At 38.4% G+C, this 24,594-nt stretch carries 25 protein-coding genes and 1 pseudogene; 1 reads left to right on the forward strand and 25 read right to left on the reverse strand.

The window, feature by feature from the left end; translation table 11 throughout:
• Nucleotides 1-164 precede the first annotated feature (164 nt).
• Nucleotides 165-2,228, reverse strand: a complete 2,064-nt coding sequence (locus FHY45_RS15935) for a sigma-54 interaction domain-containing protein (protein WP_139892481.1) — start codon at nt 2,226-2,228, stop codon at nt 165-167.
• Between the two features lie 148 nt (nt 2,229-2,376).
• Here FHY45_RS15935 and FHY45_RS15940 point away from each other — a divergent pair, with 148 nt between their 5' ends.
• On the forward strand, nt 2,377-2,625 hold the full coding sequence (locus FHY45_RS15940) for a DUF2627 domain-containing protein (RefSeq protein WP_066104911.1): 249 nt from the start codon (nt 2,377-2,379) through the stop codon (nt 2,623-2,625).
• A gap of 332 nt (nt 2,626-2,957) precedes the next feature.
• Here FHY45_RS15940 and FHY45_RS15945 read toward each other — a convergent pair whose 3' ends face one another.
• The 24 genes and pseudogenes from FHY45_RS15945 to spoIIIAE all read right to left on the reverse strand — a co-directional run bounded on the left by FHY45_RS15945 (nt 2,958) and on the right by spoIIIAE (nt 24,588).
• Nucleotides 2,958-3,260: a hypothetical protein gene (locus FHY45_RS15945; RefSeq protein WP_066104914.1), complete on the reverse strand. Its 303-nt coding sequence runs from the start codon at nt 3,258-3,260 to the stop codon at nt 2,958-2,960.
• Complete coding sequence (locus tag FHY45_RS15950; RefSeq protein WP_139892483.1) at nt 3,260-3,490, reverse strand: helix-turn-helix transcriptional regulator; 231 nt, start codon at nt 3,488-3,490, stop codon at nt 3,260-3,262. Before FHY45_RS15950 ends, FHY45_RS15945 begins: the two co-directional genes overlap by 1 nt.
• Before the next feature lie 357 nt (nt 3,491-3,847).
• Complete coding sequence (locus FHY45_RS15955) at nt 3,848-4,081, reverse strand: hypothetical protein (RefSeq protein WP_066104915.1); 234 nt, start codon at nt 4,079-4,081, stop codon at nt 3,848-3,850.
• A 64-nt stretch (nt 4,082-4,145) separates the two neighbouring features.
• Nucleotides 4,146-4,871 (reverse strand): glycerophosphodiester phosphodiesterase, encoded by a 726-nt coding sequence (locus tag FHY45_RS15960; protein WP_066104917.1) that lies wholly within the window; start codon nt 4,869-4,871, stop codon nt 4,146-4,148.
• A 453-nt stretch (nt 4,872-5,324) separates the two neighbouring features.
• Nucleotides 5,325-6,115 (reverse strand): annotated as a pseudogene (spo0A, locus tag FHY45_RS15965) (sporulation transcription factor Spo0A).
• Nucleotides 6,116-6,374: 259 nt separating this feature from the next.
• On the reverse strand, nt 6,375-7,661 hold the full coding sequence (gene spoIVB, locus FHY45_RS15970) for a SpoIVB peptidase (RefSeq protein ID WP_066104920.1): 1,287 nt from the start codon (nt 7,659-7,661) through the stop codon (nt 6,375-6,377).
• A 182-nt stretch (nt 7,662-7,843) separates the two neighbouring features.
• Complete coding sequence (gene recN / locus FHY45_RS15975) at nt 7,844-9,556, reverse strand: DNA repair protein RecN (RefSeq protein ID WP_066104921.1); 1,713 nt, start codon at nt 9,554-9,556, stop codon at nt 7,844-7,846.
• Nucleotides 9,557-9,573: 17 nt separating this feature from the next.
• Nucleotides 9,574-10,023: a transcriptional regulator AhrC/ArgR gene (gene ahrC / locus FHY45_RS15980; protein ID WP_066104923.1), complete on the reverse strand. Its 450-nt coding sequence runs from the start codon at nt 10,021-10,023 to the stop codon at nt 9,574-9,576.
• Nucleotides 10,024-10,168: 145 nt separating this feature from the next.
• Entirely contained in the window at nt 10,169-11,005 is an 837-nt protein-coding gene (locus tag FHY45_RS15985; protein WP_066104926.1) for a TlyA family RNA methyltransferase, read from the reverse strand.
• Between the two features lie 2 nt (nt 11,006-11,007).
• Complete coding sequence (gene dxs / locus FHY45_RS15990) at nt 11,008-12,903, reverse strand: 1-deoxy-D-xylulose-5-phosphate synthase (RefSeq protein ID WP_139892485.1); 1,896 nt, start codon at nt 12,901-12,903, stop codon at nt 11,008-11,010.
• Nucleotides 12,904-12,908: 5 nt separating this feature from the next.
• A complete protein-coding gene (locus FHY45_RS15995; RefSeq protein WP_066104932.1) occupies nt 12,909-13,523 on the reverse strand; it encodes a CNNM metal transporter family protein in 615 nt (204 codons plus the stop codon).
• A 486-nt stretch (nt 13,524-14,009) separates the two neighbouring features.
• The gene (locus tag FHY45_RS20640; RefSeq protein WP_180350000.1) at nt 14,010-14,168 is read right to left on the reverse strand and encodes a hypothetical protein; all 159 of its coding nucleotides are present in this window, start codon (nt 14,166-14,168) and stop codon (nt 14,010-14,012) included.
• Between the two features lie 74 nt (nt 14,169-14,242).
• Entirely contained in the window at nt 14,243-15,130 is an 888-nt protein-coding gene (locus tag FHY45_RS16000) for a polyprenyl synthetase family protein (RefSeq protein ID WP_066104933.1), read from the reverse strand.
• Nucleotide 15,131: 1 nt separating this feature from the next.
• A complete protein-coding gene (xseB, locus tag FHY45_RS16005; RefSeq protein WP_066104937.1) occupies nt 15,132-15,368 on the reverse strand; it encodes an exodeoxyribonuclease VII small subunit in 237 nt (78 codons plus the stop codon).
• Between the two features lies 1 nt (nt 15,369).
• Entirely contained in the window at nt 15,370-16,713 is a 1,344-nt protein-coding gene (gene xseA / locus FHY45_RS16010) for an exodeoxyribonuclease VII large subunit (RefSeq protein WP_066104940.1), read from the reverse strand.
• Nucleotides 16,714-16,822: 109 nt separating this feature from the next.
• Nucleotides 16,823-17,671, reverse strand: coding sequence for a bifunctional methylenetetrahydrofolate dehydrogenase/methenyltetrahydrofolate cyclohydrolase FolD (gene folD, locus FHY45_RS16015; RefSeq protein ID WP_066104942.1), 849 nt, complete (start codon nt 17,669-17,671; stop codon nt 16,823-16,825).
• Between the two features lie 39 nt (nt 17,672-17,710).
• Nucleotides 17,711-18,097, reverse strand: coding sequence for a transcription antitermination factor NusB (gene nusB, locus FHY45_RS16020; RefSeq protein ID WP_066104944.1), 387 nt, complete (start codon nt 18,095-18,097; stop codon nt 17,711-17,713).
• 372 nt (nt 18,098-18,469) lie between these two features.
• Nucleotides 18,470-18,877, reverse strand: a complete 408-nt coding sequence (locus FHY45_RS16025) for an Asp23/Gls24 family envelope stress response protein (protein WP_066104947.1) — start codon at nt 18,875-18,877, stop codon at nt 18,470-18,472.
• A 29-nt stretch (nt 18,878-18,906) separates the two neighbouring features.
• Nucleotides 18,907-20,259 carry an acetyl-CoA carboxylase biotin carboxylase subunit gene (gene accC, locus FHY45_RS16030; RefSeq protein WP_066104950.1) on the reverse strand — a complete coding sequence of 451 codons (1,353 nt, stop codon included), beginning with the start codon at nt 20,257-20,259 and terminating at the stop codon, nt 18,907-18,909.
• A gap of 13 nt (nt 20,260-20,272) precedes the next feature.
• Nucleotides 20,273-20,764, reverse strand: coding sequence for an acetyl-CoA carboxylase biotin carboxyl carrier protein (gene accB / locus FHY45_RS16035; protein WP_066104953.1), 492 nt, complete (start codon nt 20,762-20,764; stop codon nt 20,273-20,275).
• Nucleotides 20,765-21,518: 754 nt separating this feature from the next.
• Complete coding sequence (locus FHY45_RS16040) at nt 21,519-22,076, reverse strand: SpoIIIAH-like family protein (RefSeq protein WP_066104956.1); 558 nt, start codon at nt 22,074-22,076, stop codon at nt 21,519-21,521.
• A 20-nt stretch (nt 22,077-22,096) separates the two neighbouring features.
• On the reverse strand, nt 22,097-22,756 hold the full coding sequence (spoIIIAG, locus tag FHY45_RS16045) for a stage III sporulation protein AG (RefSeq protein WP_066104959.1): 660 nt from the start codon (nt 22,754-22,756) through the stop codon (nt 22,097-22,099).
• Nucleotides 22,753-23,379: a stage III sporulation protein AF gene (gene spoIIIAF / locus FHY45_RS16050; RefSeq protein WP_066104961.1), complete on the reverse strand. Its 627-nt coding sequence runs from the start codon at nt 23,377-23,379 to the stop codon at nt 22,753-22,755. Before spoIIIAF ends, spoIIIAG begins: the two co-directional genes overlap by 4 nt.
• Nucleotides 23,380-23,391: 12 nt before the next feature.
• Nucleotides 23,392-24,588 (reverse strand): stage III sporulation protein AE, encoded by a 1,197-nt coding sequence (spoIIIAE, locus tag FHY45_RS16055; RefSeq protein ID WP_066104964.1) that lies wholly within the window; start codon nt 24,586-24,588, stop codon nt 23,392-23,394.
• Nucleotides 24,589-24,594: the final 6 nt, after the last annotated feature.

Genomic DNA, 24,594 nt, shown 5'->3' on the forward strand with positions numbered 1-24,594 from the left:
ACTCAAGCCATACCATCTTGGCCCCTTGTTTTGGTTCACCCACAGTCTTTAGATGCAAGAATCGTGCCAACATGAATTTTGTTGAGTAATCGACCTTTTTAGAAGAATCCTTTTTTCATAGAACCTGCAAAAATTTGCACACACGAAAAATTCTGCATGCAAGTTTATTCAAGACTAAACTTTTGCAATTTATAATAAAAATTACGAATGGACAAACCCAGATCACGGCTGGCAGCAGTTTTATTCCCATTATGCTTTTCTAAAGAACGCATAATAATGCTTTTCTCCACTTCATCCAATTGATCCGCTAAACTTTGTTTATTATTTAATGTTGGTCTTTTTTCGATTGTATGGTTAGGAGAACCTTCTGCAGCCTTCAATAATTTTTCAGGTAAATGCTTCTTTTGTATAATTTTTTCATGCTGATCCATAAAAATTATGGCTCTCCCTAATATATTCTCTATTTCCCTTACATTTCCAGTCCAATCATATTCCTGAAGCATGATGAGTGCCTCACCGCTTATATCCTCAATACTTCGGCCATACTCCAAATTTAACTTTTTGATTAAGTGGACGCATAATGGGGGAATATCTTCCTTACGTTCCCTTAAAGGCTCAATATAAATAGGCATTCTGTTAATTCGGTAATATAAATCTTCTCTGAAGTTTCCTTTTGCAATCGCTTTCTCAAGATTGACATTGGTCGCTGTTATCACACGCACATCAATGGAAATAGGCTTGGTTCCTCCTACACGAACTATTTCATTCTCCTGCAAAACGCGAAGAAGCTTTGCCTGCATATTTTGAGAAAGCTCACCAATTTCATCAAGAAATATGCTGCCATTATTGGCTTCTTCAAACAGTCCTCGTTTACCGCCTCGCTTTGCACCTGAAAAAGCTCCATCTTCATAGCCAAATAACTCACTCTCCAAAAGCGACTCCGATATCGCTGCGCAATTCACGCGAATGAATTTATTATATTTTCGATCACTGGCATTATGGATTGCATGGGCGAATAATTCCTTGCCTGTACCCGATTCACCCCTCAATAATACGGTAACTGGCGTACGGGCACATAAACGCGCCTGCTCCAATGCCAATTTCATCTCTTTAGATTGGCCAATAATATCGTCAAATGTATATTTGGCCTCTAGATTACGAATGATTTGTCTCGCCCTTTTCAGTTCCTGTGTTAGGCTTTGTATTTCAGAAAGGTCATGAATGACGCCAACGCTTCCCTTCAAATGACCATTCACCATAATCGGTGCTACATTAACCACCACATCCCGGTTCGATGCCCCTACCTTCATTCGTACGCCCCGGACAGGTTTTTTTGTTTTCAAAACCTGCATATGCATACTTTTACCTTCTGTAATATCTGCCGTAGCCGGTTTGCCCAGGACATCCTCTTCGGTCAACCCGGTAATTCTGGTATACGCAGGATTAATTAAGATTCCATTCCCATCCTCATCCACTACAGTTATTGCATCTTCACTCGAATGAATAATAGCTTCGAGCATGTTTTGAATATGCTTTAAATTTGTAATTTCCTCTGCTAAGCTTGTAAATTCCGTGATTCCTTTAAAAACGGCCAAAGCTCCCAGTAAACCGCCTTCTTCATTCTTGATAGGCATTCTGGTTGTTACCACATCTAAATTTTTATCCAAATGAGCCCGCTGATTGCTCTCCGTTTTTCTTGTTTTGAGGATTTCAGGAAGACGGGACGCAGGAATAACTCTATGTATGTGCTGACCGATTGCTTGTTTTCTGGGGACACCGGTAATCGTTGCTGCAGCCTGATTAAAAAAGATGATTTTCTCTTCTGTATTAATAAGCACCATCCCGTTATCGGTCGCATTCAAAACTAATTCATGTAAATATGCCTCTTCTTTCGACTTCCTGATTAAACTTTCTTTCTCTTGAATCAGATTGGCTAACAGAAAGGCAATCTGCCCGTGAACTAAAAGAGTGTGATTACTTTTATGGCGGGCTATATCCTGGTAAACTTGCTCATCCCCTGTCACTTCAAAAATGATATCCGAGCCATCAGTGATAAAATCTACCCAGTCACTGCCTGTTTTTATATGATTTTGTTCAGCTAATTGAAGTCCCACTGCACTCGAATGACGATCCACTACTCCTATAACCTGATAATCCTTTGCCTCAAGTAAGATTTTTAAAATGGATAGCCCTCCAGTGCCCGCCCCAATAATCAAAACTGTTTGCAAGGCAATCTCCTCCTTTTGAAGTGAAGGTGCAGAATAGTGCAAATTTTTTCATTGTTTCCTCTATCATAAGTTATTTGAATAAACTTGACAAATTTTCTATATTTTATAAAGTTGAAGATAGAAATACACTTAATCAGGACGTGATGAATTGCAACGGATAATCGCCTTTGCGCTTTTATTGATTCCGGGCCTTCTAACCGCACTCGGAATTAAATGGATGAGAGACATGATTTTTGGCAGACTCAGCCCAATGCTACCTGCCCTTTGGGTACAATTTTTATTAGGTTTACTATTATTTATTGGCGGACTTTCTTTTATTGCCGGATTCGTGTTTTATCGCGATCGAAAACGTAATAAAGTTCAAAATCGATTTAGTGAGAAACCTGTCCGTAAATGAATTTCAGGTGATCCTTACAGGCATACAACCATTAAGTTTTGCAAGGGTGCCAATAGAAGTACCAATTTTGAAGACCAGATCCTACATGATTTGGTCTTTTTTTATGACACATATTTAAAAGAGTTGGTAATTGAAATGTTATTTAAATTAATCGCTATATGAGGATAAGGCAGGAGGTGAGGGAATTATAAAAGGATTTGTTCGTAACCTTGGTACTTATGATTAAAGAAGGAGACAGCTTTTATTGGCTGTCTCCTTAATTGACCTAATTTCGCAATTAGTTCTAAAAGATGTAAAACTATTTTATTTAATGGCTGAACTTCCAGTAAACTTTATGAAATCCTTTTCAAATTATATAAACTAACAGCGTGAATAATATAGGTTCCAGTTAATAAGAACCATATAGCCATTTTGTAACCATCAAAAGAAAATGGTGTTATAAATTCATCAATTAAAAAAATAAAGAACCATCCTAATATGAATATCGGGAAAGCAATTGAGTAAGATGTGTTTAATATACCCTTCCCTCTCTCATCCTTACTCTCGTCTCCAAATTGGAATTTCACACTAAAGAACACAGAACCAAAAAAGATCAATATATACGCGATTATAGCGATAAGCAGAAACACTGCCATTATAACCCCTCCCCTTTTTTTCTATACTGGAATACTTCATTAATCCCAACATTAAAAGCTTCTGCAATATCAAAGGCTAGCACTAATGACGGGGTATAGTTACCTTTTTCTATCGAAATAATTGTCTGTCTGCTAACCCCTGCGCTTTTAGCTAAATCCTGTTGAGTCATTTTTCGTTCGGCTCTTAGAATACGAATTCTATTTGATAATAAACATCCCTCTCCTCCCACACAAGCCCTCCTTTGTAAATATTTGTTAAGTTAATTGTAAAACTAATTTTACCAAAAGTAAAGTTTGTTTTACAAATTAGTTTAAAATTGGTAACCTCATTCCACTCTTCTAACCGTTAGCTGAAAAAGTATATATTCGTTTTCCATTTCCGAAATACCTTTTTTCATACTAAAAAACGAACGTATACAATACGTTCGTCTGTTATAATGCTATTCACGAAACACGATTCCACGCTTCGACTATATCACGATTAGAAAGGCTCCAACCAAAAGATATCCTATTGCTATATCCTACTTTAGTTGATCTATTTATGTACGCATATATCTAATTTTAAACCAAAGGCTGCCCATTTTAGTCTACTTATATGATCTGCCTTCTTGCAAATACTTTTGGTAGGCCTCTTTTACTTTATCTTTTCTTGGCTCATCTTTTAAAAGATAATTATGTACCTTAGTTATAAGGTATAAGCTTCTGACAAGACATCCTAATACTATTCCCAAAACAATTATACCGCCATATAAGTAGCCAAATATCGCAAAGGTAAAATACCCTATAACTATGCAGCCGACGATACAGAGTAACACTAACAATTCATCATCCCCTATTTATCTATATGGATAAATATACCACGAAAATGGATAAGTTCAGATGAAATTATTGATATTGATTCCTGAGCTGAATCGCTTTATCTGGGTCATCCGTAATAAATGCAGTGCATCCCACATTAAATAATCGCTTCATATCTGCTTTGCGGTTCACCGTATAAGGCCTGACTGCAATCCCAGCTTTCATAGATTCCTCAATGATTTCATTAGGTGCTGCTTTGTATTTTGGATGAATCCCTTTCGCTTTTATCGAGCTTGCATAAATCCAGGGCATATATAGCCCATCTGAGTATAATGGCGCTGTTTCAATCTCAGGAGCCAATCGATGACAATAGACCATACTATAGTGATTAAACGAGGACAAAACCGTCCTCTCTTCCATGTCATACTCACGAATCATTTCAATCACTTTTTCTTCCATGCCTGGATAGGGAAATACCCCATTTTTTAATTCAATGTTCAATAGTAAATCATTTGTAGCCAACCACTCCATAACTTCCCGAAGAGTAGGTATACTAGCAAATTCTACAGTTTTGGAGTTATTGGCAGCATTGAGCTTTTTAATCTCTGCAAGAGTAAAATCACGAACATTACCTTCTGAGTCTGTCGTACGGTCAACCGTTAGATCATGGATGACAACAAGCTCACCATCTTCCGTTAATTGTACATCCAATTCAATCCCATCTGCACCTGCATTAAAGGCTTCGATAAAAGAAATCATCGTGTTTTCCGGATACACAGCAGCATATCCTCTATGTCCAAATATTAATGTCAATATTCATACCTCCGTTCAAAACATATAAATTCCTATTCCCTATATCAGTTTATTTCATGCATCTATTTTATAGGACAGGATTTAGAATACAAACTAACAAAACCGGAGGAAGTAGGATATTTTCTCTGGAGGTAATTATTAAACAGTATTCCCGTAAAGGTAGCTGTTCTTTCATTTTCGAGTCTCACAAGATTAGGAAAATCTGCAAGGCATAAAGCTAGGGGAGTACATGAAGAAGGGGTTAAAACAAAACGGGTAAACTTTTGTAGCTAATATGTGGTATTTAATCCAGATTAAAGGTCAGATGATTAGAAAGAAAAGAAGTATCCATGCAAATTTCATTTCACAGATACCTCTTTATGATAATAAACCAGACAGTTGGTACATAAGGTTTATTAATTAATCGCGTCGCACCACTAAGGGTTAGATCACAAGTACGTCAATTACATATGATTAAGATGCTTTATGTTCGAGTCGAAGCTTATCAGCGACCATTGCAATAAACTCACTGTTTGTCGGTTTCGCTTTCGTCATACTGACTGTGTATCCAAATAATGAGGAGATGGATTCAATGTTTCCTCTGCTCCATGCGACCTCAATTGCATGTCGAATAGCACGTTCTACACGGCTCGCAGTAGTGTTGAATTTTTTCGCAATATCCGGATAAAGGACTTTAGTAATCGAACCAAGCAGTTCAATGTCGTTATAAACCATAGAAATTGCTTCACGTAAATACATATAGCCTTTAATATGCGCAGGTACCCCAATCTCGTGGATAATGCTAGTGATACTTGCATCAAGGTTTAGAGGCTTAGATTCCGATGGCTGACGCGGTGTATATGTGCTCGTTCTCGCTATGCCAGCACCCTTTTCACCTGTCTGTCTAATATGATTGACAAGGTTATCCATATCAAATGGTTTAAGTATAAAATATGACGCTCCTAGTTCAACCGCTTTTTCGTAACATCTTCCTGGCCAAAAGCAGTTAACATGATGACATTCGGAACACTCGTTCCTTTTTGAGAATCTTTAATTCGCTCCAAAACGGCCAGACCATCCAAATGCGGCATGATAATATCAAGTACTAAAACATCCGGCGTTTGCTGTTCAAGCATGCTTAAACAATCCTGTCCATTATGGGCAACCCCTGTAATCTCCATATCCGGCTGTTCTGATATATACTCTTCCAATAAAGCAACAAGTTCACGATTGTCATCAACGACACATACTTTTATTTTTTTCAACCAGATATCCTCCTCAGACATTTCCTTTATTTTCTATCATTTCTAATCTTTATTCTAACCGAGAAATTCGACATTGCAATATAAAAAGCATTGAAAAAATGAAAAATACTTAAAATTATATATTAATACAAGTTTTGCTCCTGAATCCTCTTTATTTCGACTGTTTTCGTCTTAACATGCAAATAATATTATTCAATTGTCGAAAAATCTCCACTCTACTCCCCATTATACTACCAATAAAAGGAAAAAGCAGGCTGAATTACCCTGCTTTTTGATCCTTTTGATAGATATTAATACCTGCTTCATTGAGCATCCATTCAATATGAACTCCGTATCCGCTTGTTGGGTCGTTGACAAAAACATGCGTGACTGCGCCAATAACCTTCCCTTTTTGTATAATTGGACTCCCACTCATTCCTTGCACAATCCCGCCAGTTTTGCTTAATAAATCTTTATCGGTAACCTTCAAAACCATTCCTTTAGTTGCCGGAAATTTTTGCGGAATAGTACTGATTATCTCAATATCGAATTTCTCTACCTTATTTCCGTTCACAACTGTATAAATCTCAGCTGGTCCTTCTTCGACTTCATTTGATAAAGCAATTGGCATTGGTGTATCATTTACTCCATTGTCCACTTGCCGATTCAACCGTCCAAAAATACCGAATGGAGAATTACGGTTTATATTCCCGATTACTTCCCGATCAGCTGCAAAACGAGCCAGCTTTTCTCCAGGATTTCCATTGCTTCCTTTTTCTATCGAGGTAACGGTTGACTTAACAATTTGACCATCCTTCACTACAATTGGCTTTTTTGTATCCATATCAGAAATAACATGACCTAAAGCCCCATATTTTCTCGTCTGTGGATGGTAAAAGGTCATTGTACCTATACCCGCAGCTGAATCACGAATATATAACCCCAATTTAAATACTTTCTCATTCTTATCCTTTAAAGGAGATAATTGTTTGGTCAATTTTACATTATCCCGAAATATATCTACAATCAGCGGTTTATTATTCTTCTCAAATTCCTGAACGAAAGGAGCGACATCCTGCATTTTGGTAATTGGTTTCCCGTTTATAGCAGTAATAATATCTCCAACTTGCACTCCTGAAATCTCACCTGGCGAAAGGTTGCCTTTCTCGGTTGCTATTTGATGATGGCCTACCACAAGGACACCCAATGTATTCAATTTCACTCCAATGGATTGCCCTCCCGGAATTACCTTAAAATCCTTTAAAACCTCTATGTCAACCGTTTTAACAGGAATACCTGCAATATTAAAAACGACTTGGTTATACCCATTTTTAGAGCCCTTAATATTCAGAGCCTTGGAACGATTATCAATTAAAACTCCAGAGTTTGCAGAGACCACTTCTGCGTTAAGGAACTGGCTTTTTTTAAATGATTTATTTTGTCCTTCAAATAAAGTAAGTTTGGTGGGAATTTCAAAATATTTTTGCATTGGGTGGCTAAAAATAACGGCTAACAGCGAAACAAGGAGAAATACACCGAAACATTTTCTTATTGATATCGATTTCATCCATTCACTCTCCTCGTTTCTATGGCTACCCTTATAATTTTGCCGAGAGGGATTGACTTTATAACAAAAGTACAAAATAAAAAGCTACCCATTATGGATAGGAATAACAATGGTAAAATATTTACATAAGATAATTTTAATGAGGAGACAATAGTATTGAAAAAAACTGAGGAGAACGCTCCTCAGTTTGTCTTTATATTGTATTTAATTTGATCAGCCTGATTCAGCATTTCTTTTACATGCTCTTCTGTTAAAGCTGTTAATTCTTTACCGGAAATCATTCGGCCAATCTCTATTACTCGTTCCTCTTTTTCAAGCGGTTTGACATTCGTTTTTGTACGGCCTTCTGTAATTTCCTTAGAGATAAATAAATGAATGTCTGCCATAGCTGCTACCTGCGGCAAGTGACTGATACATAATACCTGCGAGCCTTCCGACACACGGTATATCTTTTCGGCTATTGCCTGTGCAACCCGTCCGCTGACTCCTGTATCTACTTCGTCGAAGATAATCGATGTGATTCCCTGGTGTTGAGAGAAGATATTTTTGATAGCCAGCATAATACGTGAAAGTTCTCCACCGGAGGCTGTTTTGGATAGCGGCTTTACAGGCTCGCCAGGGTTAGCAGAAATATAAAATTCCACCTGATCTATCCCGTTCTCACCAATAAGATTGGATTGATCTTGTCCAGAATGATGAAAATACACTTCAAATACGGCTTTATCCATGTACAGCTCTTTAAGTTCACGGTGGATTGCGTCCGTTAGAAGATGTGCATATTTTTGTCTCAGTTCTGACAGATTTGTGCCCTCTAGGATTACTTCTTTCTCTAAAGCTGATAGCTGGGTTTTTAATTTTTCAAGATGTGTTTCGCGATTCAATATCGTATCAATCTCTTCCTCAATGGTTGCAGCATACTCCAGAATTTCCTTGATCGTCTTACCATATTTCCGCTTCAAATGATTAATTTCATTAAGTCTTGCATCAATATCATGAAGTCTTTCAGGATCAAACTCCAATAAATCCAATTGGGAACGAATCGAGCTTGTTACATCCTCAAGAATATAAAACGCATTTTTCACTGATTCAGATAACTCTTTATATTGTTCATCAATGTGTTCAATTCCTTGTAGGTCTGTCATCGCATTACCGACCCAATCAAGTCCGCCATTCTCATTATTTAAGGACATATAGGAATTATGTAGACTTTGGTGAACCTTTTCAAAGTTACTCAGTTTATGCTTTTCCTCCATTAATTGCTCTTCTTCATCAATCTCCAATTCAGCCTTTTGGATCTCATCAAATTGAAATTGTATCAAATCAAGCCTGTGTGCCATTTTCTGCTCATTTTCACTTAATTTTTTCATTTGCTGACGGGTTTCATTATATTGCTTATAAAGCTTCCGATATTCAGTCAGAGATTGTTTAATATCCTGCTCGCCAAATTGATCCAATAAAGGGAGATGAAAATCGGGATCCATTAACTCCTGGTGTTCATGCTGTCCATGAATATCAATTAATTTTCTCCCTACCTCTCTTAAGGTTGAGATTGTAACCATCTTCCCATTGATTCGGCACACACTTTTCCCTGAGGTATACATATCTCTTCTGATAATAATTATATTGTCTTCAGATTCAATCCCAAATTCTTTTGCTTTCTCTATGGCTGGGTGTAATGAATCCGGCAACTGAAACAAACCTTCCAGTTCAGCTTTTTCTTCACCATGTCTTATGAATTCAGACGATCCTCGTCCACCGGCCAATAGCTGTACTGCATCAATGATTATAGATTTACCGGCACCTGTTTCACCAGTAAGTACAGTCAAACCTTTATCGAGGGAGAGCGTTTGTGATTCAATGATGGCGAAATTACGAATGGAGAGTTCCAATAACATCTTTCATCCCAACTTTCTTAAAGCATATCAAGAAAACGTTTTGATATGATTTCAGCATCTTTTTCATCTCTGCAAATAATTAAACATGTATCATCTCCGCAAATCGTTCCGAGAATCTCTTCCCAATCCAAATTGTCCATTAACACACCAATTGCCTGAGCATTACCTGGTAATGTTTTCATGACCAATAGATTGTTGGCTGAATCAATTCGCACGAACGCATCTACCAATGCCCGTTTAAGTTTTTGAAAAGGGTTAAAGCGCTGATCTGCTGGCAGGCTGTATTTATAGCGTCCATCCTGCATTGGTACTTTTGCCAGATGCAGTTCTTTAATGTCTCTTGATACAGTCGCTTGCGTAACATTTACCCCTTCCGCTCTTAAAATATCCACTAAATCATCTTGTGTTTCAATATTATTATTTGTAATGATTTCACGTATTTTTATATGTCTTTGACCTTTATTCATCTAGTTTGACACCTCTCAATATAATGCCTTCCATACCTAATGTTAGCGGATTTTGTCACAAAAGTACATGTATTTTATGTATCTTTATGCAAGGATTGCATAAAGAAATAACCCCCATGGCAAAGCCACCGGGGGATTAAACATTTCACTTATCTTCACCTTTATTCGTTTTTAACGCTTCGTGTGCCGCTTCAACTACCTGCTCAAGATTCACGACTACATCTTGTGTACAATCGGAACCTTCCCCTGGCCAGTATAAATGGAATAAAAATTCAATATTTCCATCCCCGCCTGTAATGGGGCTAAAAGTAGCTTCTTTTAGTATATAGCCTTCCTGGATAGCAAAGTCTCGAATTTGCTCCACAACTTGAAGATGTACTTTTTTATCACGAATAATTCCTTTTTTTCCAACCTGCTCACGACCAGCTTCAAATTGCGGTTTTACAAGACTTACAACATCGCTTCCAGGCACAAGAATTCGTTTTAAAGCCGGTAAGATAAGCTTTAACGATATAAAAGAAACATCAATTGTAGCAAATTCTGGCAGACCTTCAGTGAAATCCTCAGGTACTGAATGACGGAAGTTCGTTCTTTCCATTACGACTACCCGCGGATCCTGTCTCAGCTTCCAAGCCAGTTGGTTATAACCGACATCAACAGCATATGATTTTTTTGCACCGTTCTGCAGGGCACAGTCTGTGAACCCTCCCGTCGATGACCCAATATCAATCATTAACTTATCCTTAACGGAAATAGTAAATGTCTCCATAGCCTTTTCCAGCTTGTAGCCGCCTCTTGATACATAAGGCATTACTTGCCCTTTTATGGATAGCGGCGCATCGGTAGCTATTTTTTCACCAGCCTTGTCCATTCGCAGGTCGTTTGAATAAACAATACCAGCCATTACTGCCCTTTTTGCCTTTTCTCTTGTTTCCGCTAATCCACGTTCAACCAATAATACATCTACACGTTCTTTTTTCATATTTAATACGCCTTTTTCGTCACTTTATAGGTCATCTTAGATAATTTTTCTACCACTTGTTCAGCCGTTAGGTTAATATCATGAAGCAATTTACCGACGCTGCCATGTTCTACAAATTCATCCGGTATTCCAATTCTTTCGATATAAGCTTTATGGAATCCATTTTCCTCTGCAAATTCAAGTACTGCACTTCCGAAACCACCCTGAAGAACAGCTTCTTCTATTGTTAGGATTGGCAAATTGGCAGACATTAATTCAGCAAGCATTTCATGATCCAATGGTTTTATAAAACGAGCGTTTACTACCTTCACATGAATATTATCCTTCTGAAGTCTATCAGCTGCTTCCATCGCCATTGGAATGGTTGTGCCGAATGTTAATATGACAGCATCATTTCCTTCACGCAGGACCTCCCAAGTACCAATCGGGATTGTTTTTAGCTCTTCATCCATCGGAACACCCAAACCATTTCCTCTTGGGAATCGCATGGCAATCGGACCATCATTATATTGAATAGCCGTATTCACCATATGCTGTCCCTCATTTTCATCTTTGGGCATCATAATAACCATATTAGGCATAGGGCGCAGGAAGGAAATATCAAATACACCCTGATGGGTTTCTCCATCTGCTCCAACAAGTCCTGCTCGATCAATCCCAATGAAGACATTTAATTTTTGTCGGCATATATCATGAAGAACCTGGTCATAAGCACGTTGCAAGAATGTAGAATAAATCGCTAGGAATGGCTTCATTCCCTGCGTGGCAAGTCCTGCAGCAACAGTAGTCGCATGCTGTTCCGCGATTCCGACATCAAACATTCGATCAGGGAATTCAGAAGCAAATCCGAGCAGCTTCGAACCTACCGGCATTGCCGGAGTAATCGCTACAATCCGCTCGTCTTCTCTCGCCAATCTTCTGACAGTCTCGCTGACAAGTGCACTCCATGCCGGAGGTGCATTCAATTCCTTGATTATATCGCCTGTCTCGATTTTATATGGCCCCGTACCATGCCACGTACCAATTGCATCTGTTTCCGCAGGTTTATAACCTTTTCCTTTTTTCGTAATCACATGCAAAAGAACAGGACCTTTTGTTTTTTTAGCATATTTAAGGTTTTCAGACAAATCTTCAAAGTCGTGTCCATCAACCGGACCTAAATAAGTAAAGCCCAGTTCCTCAAAAAACATTCCGGAAACAACCAGATACTTCAAACTGTCTTTTATACGTTCAGCTGTATTAGCAAGCTTGCCACCCACAGCCGGTATTTTTTTAAGCAGTTGTTCCAGCTCATCTTTAACATAGTTATATTTGCCTCCTGTCCGCATTCTTCCGAGAATAGAATGCAGGGCACCTACGTTTGGAGCAATGGACATCTCGTTATCATTTAAGATAACAATCATATCTTTTTTTTCATGTCCTATATGGTTTAATGCTTCAAGGGCCATACCACCTGTTAAAGCACCATCACCAATAATAGGAATGATAAAGCTTTTTTCTTTTTTCAAGTCACGAGCAATCGCCATACCCATTGCAGCTGACAAAGAAGTTGAGCTATGACCTGTCTCCCAAACATCATGCTCACTTTCATTCATCTTTGGAAATCCACACAGCCCTTTGTATTGACGGAGAGTTTCAAACTGACATGCCCGCCCTGTCAATATTTTATGAACATAAGACTGATGGCCGACATCCCACAAAAATTTATCCTTTGGGCTATTAAACTCCTTATGTAAGGCGAGCGTTAACTCTACTACACCCAAGTTTGGTCCAATATGCCCGCCGGTAACAGATAGTTGTTTAATTAAAAAATCCCTAATATCCTGTGCCAAAGACTCCAATTCCGCATTGGACATCTTTTTAAGAAAAGATGGGTCTTTTATGGATAGCATATCCATCAGGATCACTCACTTTCATTTCTTTTTCTTTTGAGTCTCTTTCCCTTATTTTCCTTTATAATAACAATTTGGAAATGTTCTTCGAGAATGTACAATACTTTGCCCACTGCAAATATAATATCCTTTGAATATCGAATAGCAAGGGTTTTGCCCATTGCTTTACCGCCCACTGTCAATGCTGCGATTAAACTCGTTAAAATAATCGAACCAACACTTTCAGCTACTGACGCTTCATTCCAGTCAAAGCTGATTGATAATTGCACAATCACAATTGCAGTTGCTGTTCCACTAACAATACCCGAAATATCCCCGATTACATCATTGCAGAAGCTTGCAAACCTATCGGCATTTCGAACGATCCGAATAGAATGCTTCGCTCCGTGTACCCGATTGGAGGCCATTGCATGAAAAGGAATTTCATCAGCAGCAGTAGCTGCAATACCAATCATATCAAAGAAGATACCAATAAGTACAATGCTAAGAACAATCGCCAAACCACTTATCCAACCAACGCCATTTAAAGCTACGGTAGATACGACTGTAAATATAGCTGCAAGAAGAAACGTAATAACGGTAATCGTAACTGTCCATCTGGCTGATTCTTTCAATATTTTTTTCATAATATATATACTCTAACCATCCTATATGCAAAATAAAGCCTGCTATCAGCAAGCTTTTAAAGTAATTTTTATAGGAGAGTGGTCATATAGGAAGTTAATTTTACGGCTTAGGTCCAGTAGGATTTCCCAGTCAGTTACCGAATGTCGCCATATCGGCGGTTCCCCTTTAAATCTGACTCAACTGCGTTTCCGTCAATTGGACTGGATTGCCACTTAGTCCGTACCTTAATCCTTCATATATGTCATTGAACAGTCTAGGAGATTTCCCCGACAGCCCTTAACCAATTCTTTAGCCTCTTTTGCAAAGCCGATTTCATGCGATGGCAGTAGATATATCAATGGCCAACTGATGTATATACGCTCCTTTCGCAATCCCCTCAAACTTCACTCAAGGCAGGCTACGCTGCACACAGTTTCCTGTTTATGCAGGTTTTCCAATATTCCAATTTATTTTCAAATCAGAATAAAGCCTCCGCGAAACCAGGGTCAACGCCCACATGCCATTGTGGATCGCCCTAATTCCTTACTTCCTGAATCGACCCAAAGCTGGGCGCCCCGAGCCAATCCAAGAACCATCATCGATGTGCCCTTTAGTGAATTTTTAGGCTCACTCTCCAGAACGGTAGACCGACTAGAATACTGCACCACTCTTAGATACCAAAAAGTATAGCATACATCATAATTCTAGGTAAGTGGATTTGGATGGAAAACCTTCCAAATCAATGGTCACGGTTTGCTACCAATTCAACAAACTTCAGTAATAAGGTCTCATTAAAATCAATTTCGGAAAGTAATATTCTTGCTGAATGAATATGCTGATCCAGCATTATTTTAGCTTTATCCATTGTTAAAAGGGATGGATATGTACTTTTATGATTAGTAACATCGCTTCCTACAGGTTTACCTATTACACTTTCGGAACCCTCAACATCAAGAATATCATCGCGGATTTGGAAAGCAAGGCCAAGATGGCGGGAAAACTCCCTTAGCTTCTCCTTCTGTTCCAAGCTTGCTCCCGCAAGTATGGCTCCGGCCATAATGCTGTACCCAAGTAGTTTACCAGTCTTATTTTCATGGATATACTCAAGACCCTGTAAATCAACACCATTTTCCTCTGCTTCTATATCGGCCACTTGACCCCCAACCATGCCCTCAGCTCCGGCTGCTCTCGCCAATTCAAGAACTAATTCAAGTTTGACTGACGGGTTTATTTCATATTTAGACTGATTAGCAACGACTTCAAATGCTAATGTAAGGAGTGCATCGCCCGCCAGGACTGCCATTCCCTCTCCAAATACCTTATGGTTCGTTGGCTTGCCTCTTCTTAGGTCATCATTATCCATACACGGGAGATCGTCGTGAATCAATGAATACGTATGTATCATTTCAATAGCACATGCTGTATCAAGGCCAATCTCTCCCTCTTTGCCAAAGGCATGTAAAACAGCCAGCACTAATAAAGGCCTTAGTCTTTTTCCGCCGGCTTCCAAAGAATAACCCATTGCCTTTTGGAGAGTTGACGGGGTATTTAAATTAGAGACGATTTCTTCCATCCTTGACTCAATTTGATGTTTATTACTATTTAAGAAGGAAGCAAACTCTTCCATGTTACTCCTCCTCATCAATGGAAAATGGCTTAAACGCATCTTCTTTCATAATTAACGTTAATTGCTCTTCAGCTGTTTTAAGCTTATCATGACACCATTTGGATAACTCCATTCCTTCTTTGTAAAGATTAATCGACTCTTCCAATGGTACTTCTCCATCCTCGAGTCGCGCCACGATTCCTTCAAGCTTAGACATTGCCTCTTCAAATGTGATAGCAACCTCTTCCTTTTTACTCATATCAATCACTCTCCCTAATATCATTAACCGTACAGTCGATTTCACCGTCTTGTACAACAACTGTTATTTGATCGCCTATTTTTACAGACTCAGTTGATTTTATCAAGTTATCTTCATCTTTATAAACCAGTCCAAACCCCTTTTCCATAATCTTAAGAGGGCTGACTGCCTCAAGAAGCGTTACCGTATTCAAATAATCCCGCTGTTTACTTTTAACTGTATGGACAGCCGCACGGGTCATGCGAGACTCTATTTGTTCAATTTCACGTATTTTTCTCGATATCGAATTCAATGGAATATTACGCTCCACCGCTTTCGTGAGTGCCAACAATTGGTCTTGTTTACGTTCGAAATAAAGCTTGCTGTTCCGTGAAATACGCTCCGCCACTCTATCCAGCTGCTCTAATTTTTGTTGATATAACAGGTGGGGATATTTGAAAGCATATGATTTATGAATAGCAGACAAGCGATTTTTCTCTGTTTCAATCCGCTGATTAGAGTAACGAATCAGCTTCGTTTCCATTATAGTAATCCGTTCTGCAATATCACTTACCCTTGGCGCTGCCATTTCTGCTGCCCCAGTAGGAGTAGGAGCTCTTAAATCAGCTACAAAATCACTGATCGTTGTATCTGTTTCATGGCCAACAGCTGAAATAATCGGTATTTTAGAAGCATAGATAGCTCTTGCGACTATTTCTTCATTAAATGCCCATAATTCTTCAATAGATCCACCGCCCCGACCGACAATTAAGACATCAATCGGATACTCATTTGCTTGTTCAATCGCTTTTACGATAGAGGGTGCTGCCTGTTTCCCTTGAACTAAAGCCGGAAAGATCAAAATTTCCCCAATTGGATAACGCCTTTTTAAGGTCGTAATAATATCGCGAATCGCAGCTCCAGTTGGAGACGTAATCACTCCAATTTTAGCCGGAAACAGGGGGATTGGCTTTTTATACATCCTTTGAAAGAGTCCTTCTTGCTCGAGCTTTTTCTTCAACTGCTCAAATGCAATAAAGAGCTCTCCAATCCCATCAGGCATCATTTCTTTTATGTACATTTGATATCCGCCGGTAGGTTCATAAACACGTATTTCTCCTCGCAACAGAACCTTCATCCCGTTTTCAGGAGTAAACGCGAGCGATTGTGCAGATTTAGCAAACATCACCGCATTAATTCTTGATTTATCATCCTTTAATGTCAAGTACATATGACCGCTGGAATGCTTTTTGAAATTTGATATTTCTCCCTTTACATAAATATCCGCAAGATGAGGATCTGCATCAAATTTTCGTTTAATATACTTGGTTAAGGCGGCCACAGTTAAATATTGATTTTTCTCCATTTTATATATGGCCTCCTTCTTCGAATTATTATTTTACACATAAAAAAGCTGCCGTAAATGTTATTATAGCAATTTTCGGCAGCTTTTTATAATCATACTCTTTATTATTTTACAAAGATTTTTTAGCAACTTGAACCGTATTATACATGAGCATCGTAATTGTCATCGGACCAACACCACCGGGAACAGGCGTGATATAAGATGCTTTGTGTATGACATCATCAAAATCGACATCACCGCATAATTTATTCGATTCATCCCTGTTCATACCAACATCAATTACTATAGCGCCTTCTTTTATATCATCCGCTTTAATCATTTTAGCAATTCCCACCGCTGCAATCAGGATATCGGCCTGCTTAGTGAAGTGTCTCAGATCGACTGTTTTTGAATGACAATAGGTTACGGTCGCATTCTCATTTAAAAATAGCTGTCCGACAGGTTTGCCGACAATATTACTTCGACCCACAACCACAACATGTTTACCGGCAATCTCAATTCCTGTTTTTTGTACCATTTTTAATATCCCAAATGGTGTACAAGGCAACAATGCCTCCTGCTTGGTCATCATTCGGCCAATATTAATTGGGTGAAAACCATCTACATCCTTAGCAGGATCAATCGTTTCAATTACCCGTTTTTCATCAATATGCCCCGGTAAAGGTAACTGAACTAAAATCCCATGGATATCCGGACGATGATTCAGCTCTACAAGCTTATCAAGAAGCCTGTCTTCGGAAATAGATGCAGGGTAGGTGATCAACTCGGATTTCATCGCCAATTGTTCACATGCTTTTTCTTTATTTCGCACATATGTTTGCGATGCCTGATCGTCACCGACCAGGATAACCGCAAGACCTGGTATAATGCCGTTTTCTTTTAATAATTCAACTTCACTTGCAATCTCTTCGCGGATTGTTGCTGATATCGATTTCCCGTTAAGTATCTGTGCCGGCATGACAGCAGCTCCCCCTTAAAATCTTATCATCTTTTCTATTTATAAAGATTCTTTTATCTTGGATAATACTGCATTAATAAACTTCGGAGACTGATCATCCCCAAATAGTTTAGCTAATTCGATTGCTTCGTTAATGGCAGCGTTCTGCGGAACTTCTTCGTTGAATAACAGTTCGTATGTAGTTATTCTTAAAATATTACGATCTATATTAGAAAGACGGTCCAATTTCCAATTCTCTAAATTGGATATAATAAGACTATCTATCTTTTCCAACTGATCTGTCGTTCCATTTACCAATTGAACCAAATAGGGATCTGCCTCTGATTCTTCCACCACATGTTCTATAGCTAGTTCTCTTTCTACTTTCCCAACGTCTATTTGAAAAAGAGCTTGAAGAGCTTTTTCTCTTGCCTCTCTGCGTTTCATGAATAATTCTTACTCCTTTACTTTCGAAAAGTACACTAAACTTTGTGCACCTCGTATCATATATGAAATCATACCACATCATGACAAGTAAAGGTAGTATAGTAACATCATTTAAAGATTGTCATTAAGTGATTTACTATTAACTTACCTGCAGATGCGAACGACATCTTAGATCTCCCATTATTTCCCTTATAGTGAACTATATACAAAATTTGTTTCCAAAAAATAAAAGCACTCAGTATGGCTGATCTACCCCAAGAAAGTTAGATGAATACCTAACTTAATATAGGGAAGTTCAGTTCTGAGTGCTTTTTAGTCGGTGCGTCAGTGCCACAATGAGGGCAGCCTATACACCATTAGTTATACAATTATTTAGATTGTATCCTGGTAATCTGATTCAGCTTTAGCTGTTTCAAATTGAATGCCAACAATATGAATATTCACTTCAGTTGCTTCAAGAGCAGTCATATTTAATAATGTTTGGCGGATATTCTCCTGTGCTTCCTGAGCTACTTTCGGGATAGATACACCGAATTTCACAAGGCAATAAACATCAATTTTAATGCTGTCCTCATTAAGTTCAACTTTTACACCTTTGCCATGATTCTTTTTACCAAGCTTTTCTACAACACCTGAAGCAAAATTACCTCGCATTTGGGCAATTCCTTCTACTTCACTTGCTGCTATACCAGTGATCACCTCAATAACTTCAGGGGCAATTTCAACCTTGCCCAATCCATCATCATAGCTCTCTAAATCTACTGTTTGATTTTGTTCCATGTCATACACCTCCAAATCTTCTACCTCTATTATGGATTCATAACGTCATAAGTTTCAAGAAATTTTGTGTTAAAATCTCCAGAAACAAAAACATCATGGTTCATTAACCTTAAATGAAAGGGTATGGTTGTTTCAATACCTTCGACTACAAATTCTGATAATGCACGTTTCATTTTTTGAACAGCTTCGTCTCTCGTTGGAGCATGGACTATCAATTTTGCTACCATAGAATCGTAATATGGAGGAATAAAATAGCCTGTATATGCTGCCGAATCAACCCTTACGCCAAATCCACCTGGGGGTAAATACATTTCCACTTGACCCGCTGACGGCATAAAATTTTTATTCGGATTTTCCGCATTGATTCTGCATTCAATTGCCCAACCGTTAAATTGAACATCATTTTGCTCAACCGATAATTTTTCACCGGAGGCTACTCTGATTTGCTCCTTAATTAAATCAATTCCAGTCACCATCTCTGTAACAGGATGTTCAACTTGAATCCTTGTATTCATTTCCATGAAATAAAATTTTCGCTTGTGATGATCGAAAATAAACTCAACTGTTCCCGCTCCGGTATAATCGACAGCTTTTGCTGCAGTCACTGCCGCTTCGCCCATTTCGGCTCTCATTTCACTATCAATTGCAGGCGAAGGTGTTTCTTCTACGAGCTTTTGCATTCTTCTTTGAATTGAACAATCTCTTTCACCCAGATGGATGACATTCCCAAACGTGTCCCCTAAAACCTGAATTTCAACATGGCGGAAATCTTCAATAAATTTTTCAATATAAACACCGGGATTGCCAAAAGCAGTTAATGCCTCTTGGCGGGTAATGCGAAAACCTTTTAGCAGATCGGCTTCATCTCTTGCTATTCGAATCCCTTTACCGCCGCCCCCGGCAGTCGCTTTAATAATGACCGGATATCCGATGTCAGAAGCAACCTGAATGGCAGCATCTTCATCATCCACAATTCCTCTCGAACCTGGCACTACCGGTACACCGGCCGCGCGCATGGTCTCTCTAGCTACATCCTTTGTACCCATTTTTGAAATGGCATCCGCTGACGGGCCAATAAAAATCAGATGACATTCTTTACACATTTCGGCGAAATCAGCATTTTCGGCTAAAAAGCCGTAGCCTGGATGAATAGCATCACATCCTGTTAATTTTGCCAGACTGATTATATTTACCTTATTTAAATAACTGTCCTTAGAGGCAGTGGGCCCAATACAGTAGGCTTCATCCGCAATTTGTACATGCAGGGCAGTTTTATCAGCTTCAGAATAAACAGCTACCGTTTCAATATCTAATTCCTTGCAGGCGCGGATAATTCGAACGGCAATTTCACCACGGTTTGCAATTAGTACTTTCTTTATCATGAGTCGGTTCCTCCTATTCGGCTTTTACTAAAAACAGAGGTTGACCGTATTCAATCAATTGGCCATCTTCCACCAATACTTCCACAATCTCACCGGAAACTTCAGCCTCAATTTCATTAAACAATTTCATCGCTTCCACAATGCAAACAATTGTATCCTTCTTAACTTTTTCACCAATTTTTATGTATGGGTCTTCATCAGGCGATGATGCTCCATAAAATGTGCCAACCATTGGCGAAGTAATCTTGTGAAGGTTGGATGGTTGTTCTGTTTTTTCTCCCACAACAGGCGGTTTCTCTTCTATACTCTCAGATTGAACCTCTTGTTTAGATACAGATTGTACTGCCGGTGCAGGCACTGGTGCATCTGTTGGTTGTATACTGTTTTCTAATCCAGTACTTTTAATAATTTTTATTTTTGTACCCTCTTGTTCAAACTCAAACTCATTAATAGTTGTTTGGTTAATTAATTTTATAATTTCTCTTATTTCCTGTACTTTCATCAGGAACCACCCCTCCTATTTATGACCAGATACTAATATAATACTATAATAGCTGGTAGAAATTCAATTTTGATAAATAGATACCCCTTTTGCAAGTTTCTAATTTTTGTTAAAAAGATTATTAAAAAAATCCAGTTATTCAGTCTGTATGCGCATACAAAACTTACTCTAGCTGCTTGATTCGGCAATGAAGTGAGTAGTTTATTTCCTCAAAAAAAGCATTTAAATTTCACTAGTAAAATCTCTATAGATCAATTTAGAAGCTTTCCTAATTTAACTCCCTCCTCTGCTTTCTCTTATGGCAGGTTATTTACAAGTTCGATAAAAACACCTCACAATCCTTTTTATTTACATATAAAATTATTGGATTGTTTACTAAAACTAATAATCCCACCCTGAGATGAGCTACGTTAAATATCTGTAAAACTATATAAACAGAATTTTGCCGGCCTGCTTTTAAAGAGTTTCCTAATCTCTCTGGACGTATTCCAGATAATCACAGATTACCTAAAATCCTTTTTCAGATACGCCAACTTGTCCGATTCCATTTTTATTTACTGATGGCTACACAGAGTATAGCTTCCTGCCAATACTAACATTTTGAGAACACTGTTCACCTGATTACGCTCCATCATTTGCTGGTAGTTGTGATTTGAATTATATAAACTAGCAATTATGGAGGGGAATTGACTTTTAACTCTTTCCTTACACCAAAAACGATATCGGCAGCTCACCGATATCGTTTCATAGATTGGTATTATTTTTCCGGTTGAAATTCAACAGCAACTGCATTTGTTTTGCCAATTTCTTTTGTGACCATTTGGATAATTTCATTTGCAGCCCCTGCATCCTGTTTATCAGCTTTTACAGTAATTTGAATTTGATCACCATCAGCCCTTACCAATGCGTCTTTATAACCAAGCGCAATAATCATCGTCTCTAGCATATCCTCTTTTGTGGACATTTCGGCCAATGCCTCAATCTGTGCGTGTGCTTCCACTCTCTCTTCTTCCGATAAATCGCTTGAAGCAACTTTATTTGTCAGTTCCTCTTTCTGCCTGCTTCTTTCATCATTCAGATCAATACGCATCGCTTCAAAAATAGAATCACTTGATTCATTTGTTATAACTGTGGAAGACTCTTCATTTTCAGTTGAATCTTTAGACGAATTTGTATTTGTTTTTTCTTTCGTAGTCTGAGTATCCTGTTCCTGATTTACCGCTGTATCCTGTGGTGTTGTTATATAATATACACTTAGCACCGCCACCAAACTTAACATCGTCAATAACCAAACTGTTTGCTTTCTTAACAACATATTTTTCCTCCTTAAAATCCTTATTTTTTAGCTGATACGGCTACACGGTGACTTGGTACATCCAGCACCCTGGTTACCGCATCAATGATTTCCTTTTTTACACGAACATCATCTGCTCCCTTTGCCACAATTAATACTCCACGAATAGCCGGTTTCTTCGTTTCTCTAACCAGAGGAACCTCTTTATCCCCTTCGCGTATAATCACAATCTTTTCATCTGTTGAAAAATCCTCAACCTTTCTCTGCCCGCCATCACGGTCTGTTTCTTCTGTTGTTTGGCGCTGCGCGACTGAATTCTTTTCGTAAACCTTTGTTTCTGTTGCGTCAATATTGACGATAACGGATACATTTGATACCCCTTGCATCGTTTCCAATGTACCCTTCAATTCACTTTCATACATTTTTTCAATATCTCCGATTGATCCAGACTTTTTTGATGAAGTTGATTTCCAGGTCGTGACCGCTTCCTCTTCTTTCTGATTTTGCGTAGAACTCGCTTGAAAAACTTTATTTGTTTGTCCATTTTCAGAGGTGGGTTTATTCGTAAACATGCTTGCCACCATCAGTAATATACCGGCAATTAAAATAATGGCAAGATACCGATATGTTTTCTTTTGTTTGCCTCCCTCATCTCCTTTGGACAATAAGTCCTTAATCTTTTGAATCCAATCATTCTTCAAAGCCCATCACCCCCTTCATTTAATCCGATTACAATTTTATTTGAATCGATCCCCCATATATTAGATAGTATTGTGGATAGTTCGGATGACGGTATATCATTCATATTGGTTTGTTTCTGATCAATGTTAATATCAATTTTTTCTACGGGCTGCACAACCTCTGAGCTGGACTCTTGGCTTTCTGCCACAAACACGTGTATGGTTTCAATATTTTCTACATTCATTTCTCCATTCTTATCCAAAAGTGTAATTGTAATATCTTGAATGGCATAATTACTTTGGTCCATCAGCTCCTTTTCTGCTTCATTCTTTAATTGGACAGCCATATGTTCCAATATATATGCCTGCTGTGTCTCTTCTATTTCTCTTTTCTTACTTTCCATTGAATTTTCTAATTTTGGATTTTTCCATGTACTGCTCTGCATGATTTTTTCCTGAATGTTACTTGTAAAATTTTTATTAAAAATAGATAGAATGGGAGCGATGAAAACAGCGATCAAAAGTAACCCGATAACTAGCTTTGTATATTTCTGCATGGTCGAGTTTGGGAGAAGCATGTCCAAAATGATCGCAAATAAGATAAAAACGATTATATTAGTTACCCAGTCAGTTAAAATACTCATTCATTCAGCCTCCTATCGAACCATCATCGTGATATTTCCTGCAGCCACGATTACAGTAACAGTCAGGAAGAACATAAGGCTGACAATGGCCAATGCAGCGAAAACGAAAATGATATTTTTACTGATGATCTCGAGACACTTAATCATCTGCCCAGCTCCAAGCGGTTGTAAAATCGCTGCAGCCACCTTATATACCATGGCGATTAACAATATCTTTAAAGCTGGAAAAGCTGTCATAATCAATAGAATGACCACACCCGCTATCCCAACTGTATTTTTTAAGAGGAGAGATGCTCCAATTACGGTATCAGCTGCATCGGTAAACATCCTTCCAACTACCGGAATAAAATTCCCAGTCACAAATTTTGCTGTTCTAATCCCAATTCCATCCGCCACTGCAGTTGATACTCCTTGCACGGAGATCACGCCTAGAAATACGGTCATGAAGATACCCAGCAATCCCACACTCCAGGTTCGTAATAAACCAGCTAATTGAGTGACCTTGTAGTGCTCAGAAAGCATGCTGACTATGCTTAGCAGAGTCGATAGAAATAACATCGGCAAAACAATATATTCAATTAATGCTCCGCTCGTATTCATTAAAAACAGGAGCATCGGATGAAAGAATGCTGATGACAGAACACCTCCAGAGCTTGCGATTAGCGCAAGCAATAAAGGGATTAAGGCAACCAGAAAATCCGTGATGGCGGCAATCGTATCTATCACATAATCAACTGCTACATAGAAGCTATTCAGTGCAATAATCATCAAAACCATAAAGACAATTGCATTTGCCACTTTACTGACAGATGTTTTTTCAAATGTGCTTTGCAATGTTTGCAGAAAGACACTGAATACAGTCAACAGAATGAGCGTTCCGAGTAATTTTCCATTAGCAATAATTTCATGGAAGATGAATTTGAGAATACCACTGAGCCATTCTTTTAAAGAGAATTTTTTCTCTCCACTTATAAAATCTACAAAGCTTCCTTTTTGGGACTCAGGCAAAAAACCTCCATATTCCTCGTAAACCGAATCCCAAAATTGTTTTAAATCATCAAGAGGAATATCGCCCACATTAAATGTTTCAACAGCCTGCGTTTCTTCTGGCAAATCAGTAGAGGTGGGAGAGGCTTGAGTTGTTTGGCCATTGCTTAAGCTAAGAATTAGAAATAGAATGATGATACTTGTCCACTTTAATTGCTTCATTTATTC

Source organism: Bacillus sp. D386 (assembly GCF_006346415.1).

Bases quoted from the DNA above. Each gene is read 5' to 3' on its own strand.
- nusB (WP_066104944.1), bottom strand. From the start codon at position 18,097: ATGAAACGCAGAGAGGCAAGAGAAAAAGCTCTTCAAGCTCTTTTTCAA.
- FHY45_RS15995 (WP_066104932.1), bottom strand. From the start codon at position 13,523: ATGAAAAAAATATTGAAAGAATCAGCCAGATGGACAGTTACGATTACC.
- xseA (WP_066104940.1), bottom strand. From the start codon at position 16,713: ATGGAGAAAAATCAATATTTAACTGTGGCCGCCTTAACCAAGTATATT.
- FHY45_RS15945 (WP_066104914.1), bottom strand. From the start codon at position 3,260: ATGGCAGTGTTTCTGCTTATCGCTATAATCGCGTATATATTGATCTTT.
- spoIVB (WP_066104920.1), bottom strand. From the start codon at position 7,661: ATGAAATCGATATCAATAAGAAAATGTTTCGGTGTATTTCTCCTTGTT.
- FHY45_RS16040 (WP_066104956.1), bottom strand. From the start codon at position 22,076: ATGTTGTTAAGAAAGCAAACAGTTTGGTTATTGACGATGTTAAGTTTG.
- accC (WP_066104950.1), bottom strand. From the start codon at position 20,259: ATGATAAAGAAAGTACTAATTGCAAACCGTGGTGAAATTGCCGTTCGA.
- FHY45_RS16000 (WP_066104933.1), bottom strand. From the start codon at position 15,130: ATGGAAGAGTTTGCTTCCTTCTTAAATAGTAATAAACATCAAATTGAG.
- ahrC (WP_066104923.1), bottom strand. From the start codon at position 10,023: ATGAATAAAGGTCAAAGACATATAAAAATACGTGAAATCATTACAAAT.
- FHY45_RS16025 (WP_066104947.1), bottom strand. From the start codon at position 18,877: ATGGAACAAAATCAAACAGTAGATTTAGAGAGCTATGATGATGGATTG.
- folD (WP_066104942.1), bottom strand. From the start codon at position 17,671: ATGCCGGCACAGATACTTAACGGGAAATCGATATCAGCAACAATCCGC.
- spoIIIAF (WP_066104961.1), bottom strand. From the start codon at position 23,379: ATGAGTATTTTAACTGACTGGGTAACTAATATAATCGTTTTTATCTTA.
- recN (WP_066104921.1), bottom strand. From the start codon at position 9,556: ATGTTATTGGAACTCTCCATTCGTAATTTCGCCATCATTGAATCACAA.
- spoIIIAE (WP_066104964.1), bottom strand. From the start codon at position 24,588: ATGAAGCAATTAAAGTGGACAAGTATCATCATTCTATTTCTAATTCTT.
- xseB (WP_066104937.1), bottom strand. From the start codon at position 15,368: ATGAGTAAAAAGGAAGAGGTTGCTATCACATTTGAAGAGGCAATGTCT.
- FHY45_RS15985 (WP_066104926.1), bottom strand. From the start codon at position 11,005: ATGAAAAAAGAACGTGTAGATGTATTATTGGTTGAACGTGGATTAGCG.
- dxs (WP_139892485.1), bottom strand. From the start codon at position 12,903: ATGGATATGCTATCCATAAAAGACCCATCTTTTCTTAAAAAGATGTCC.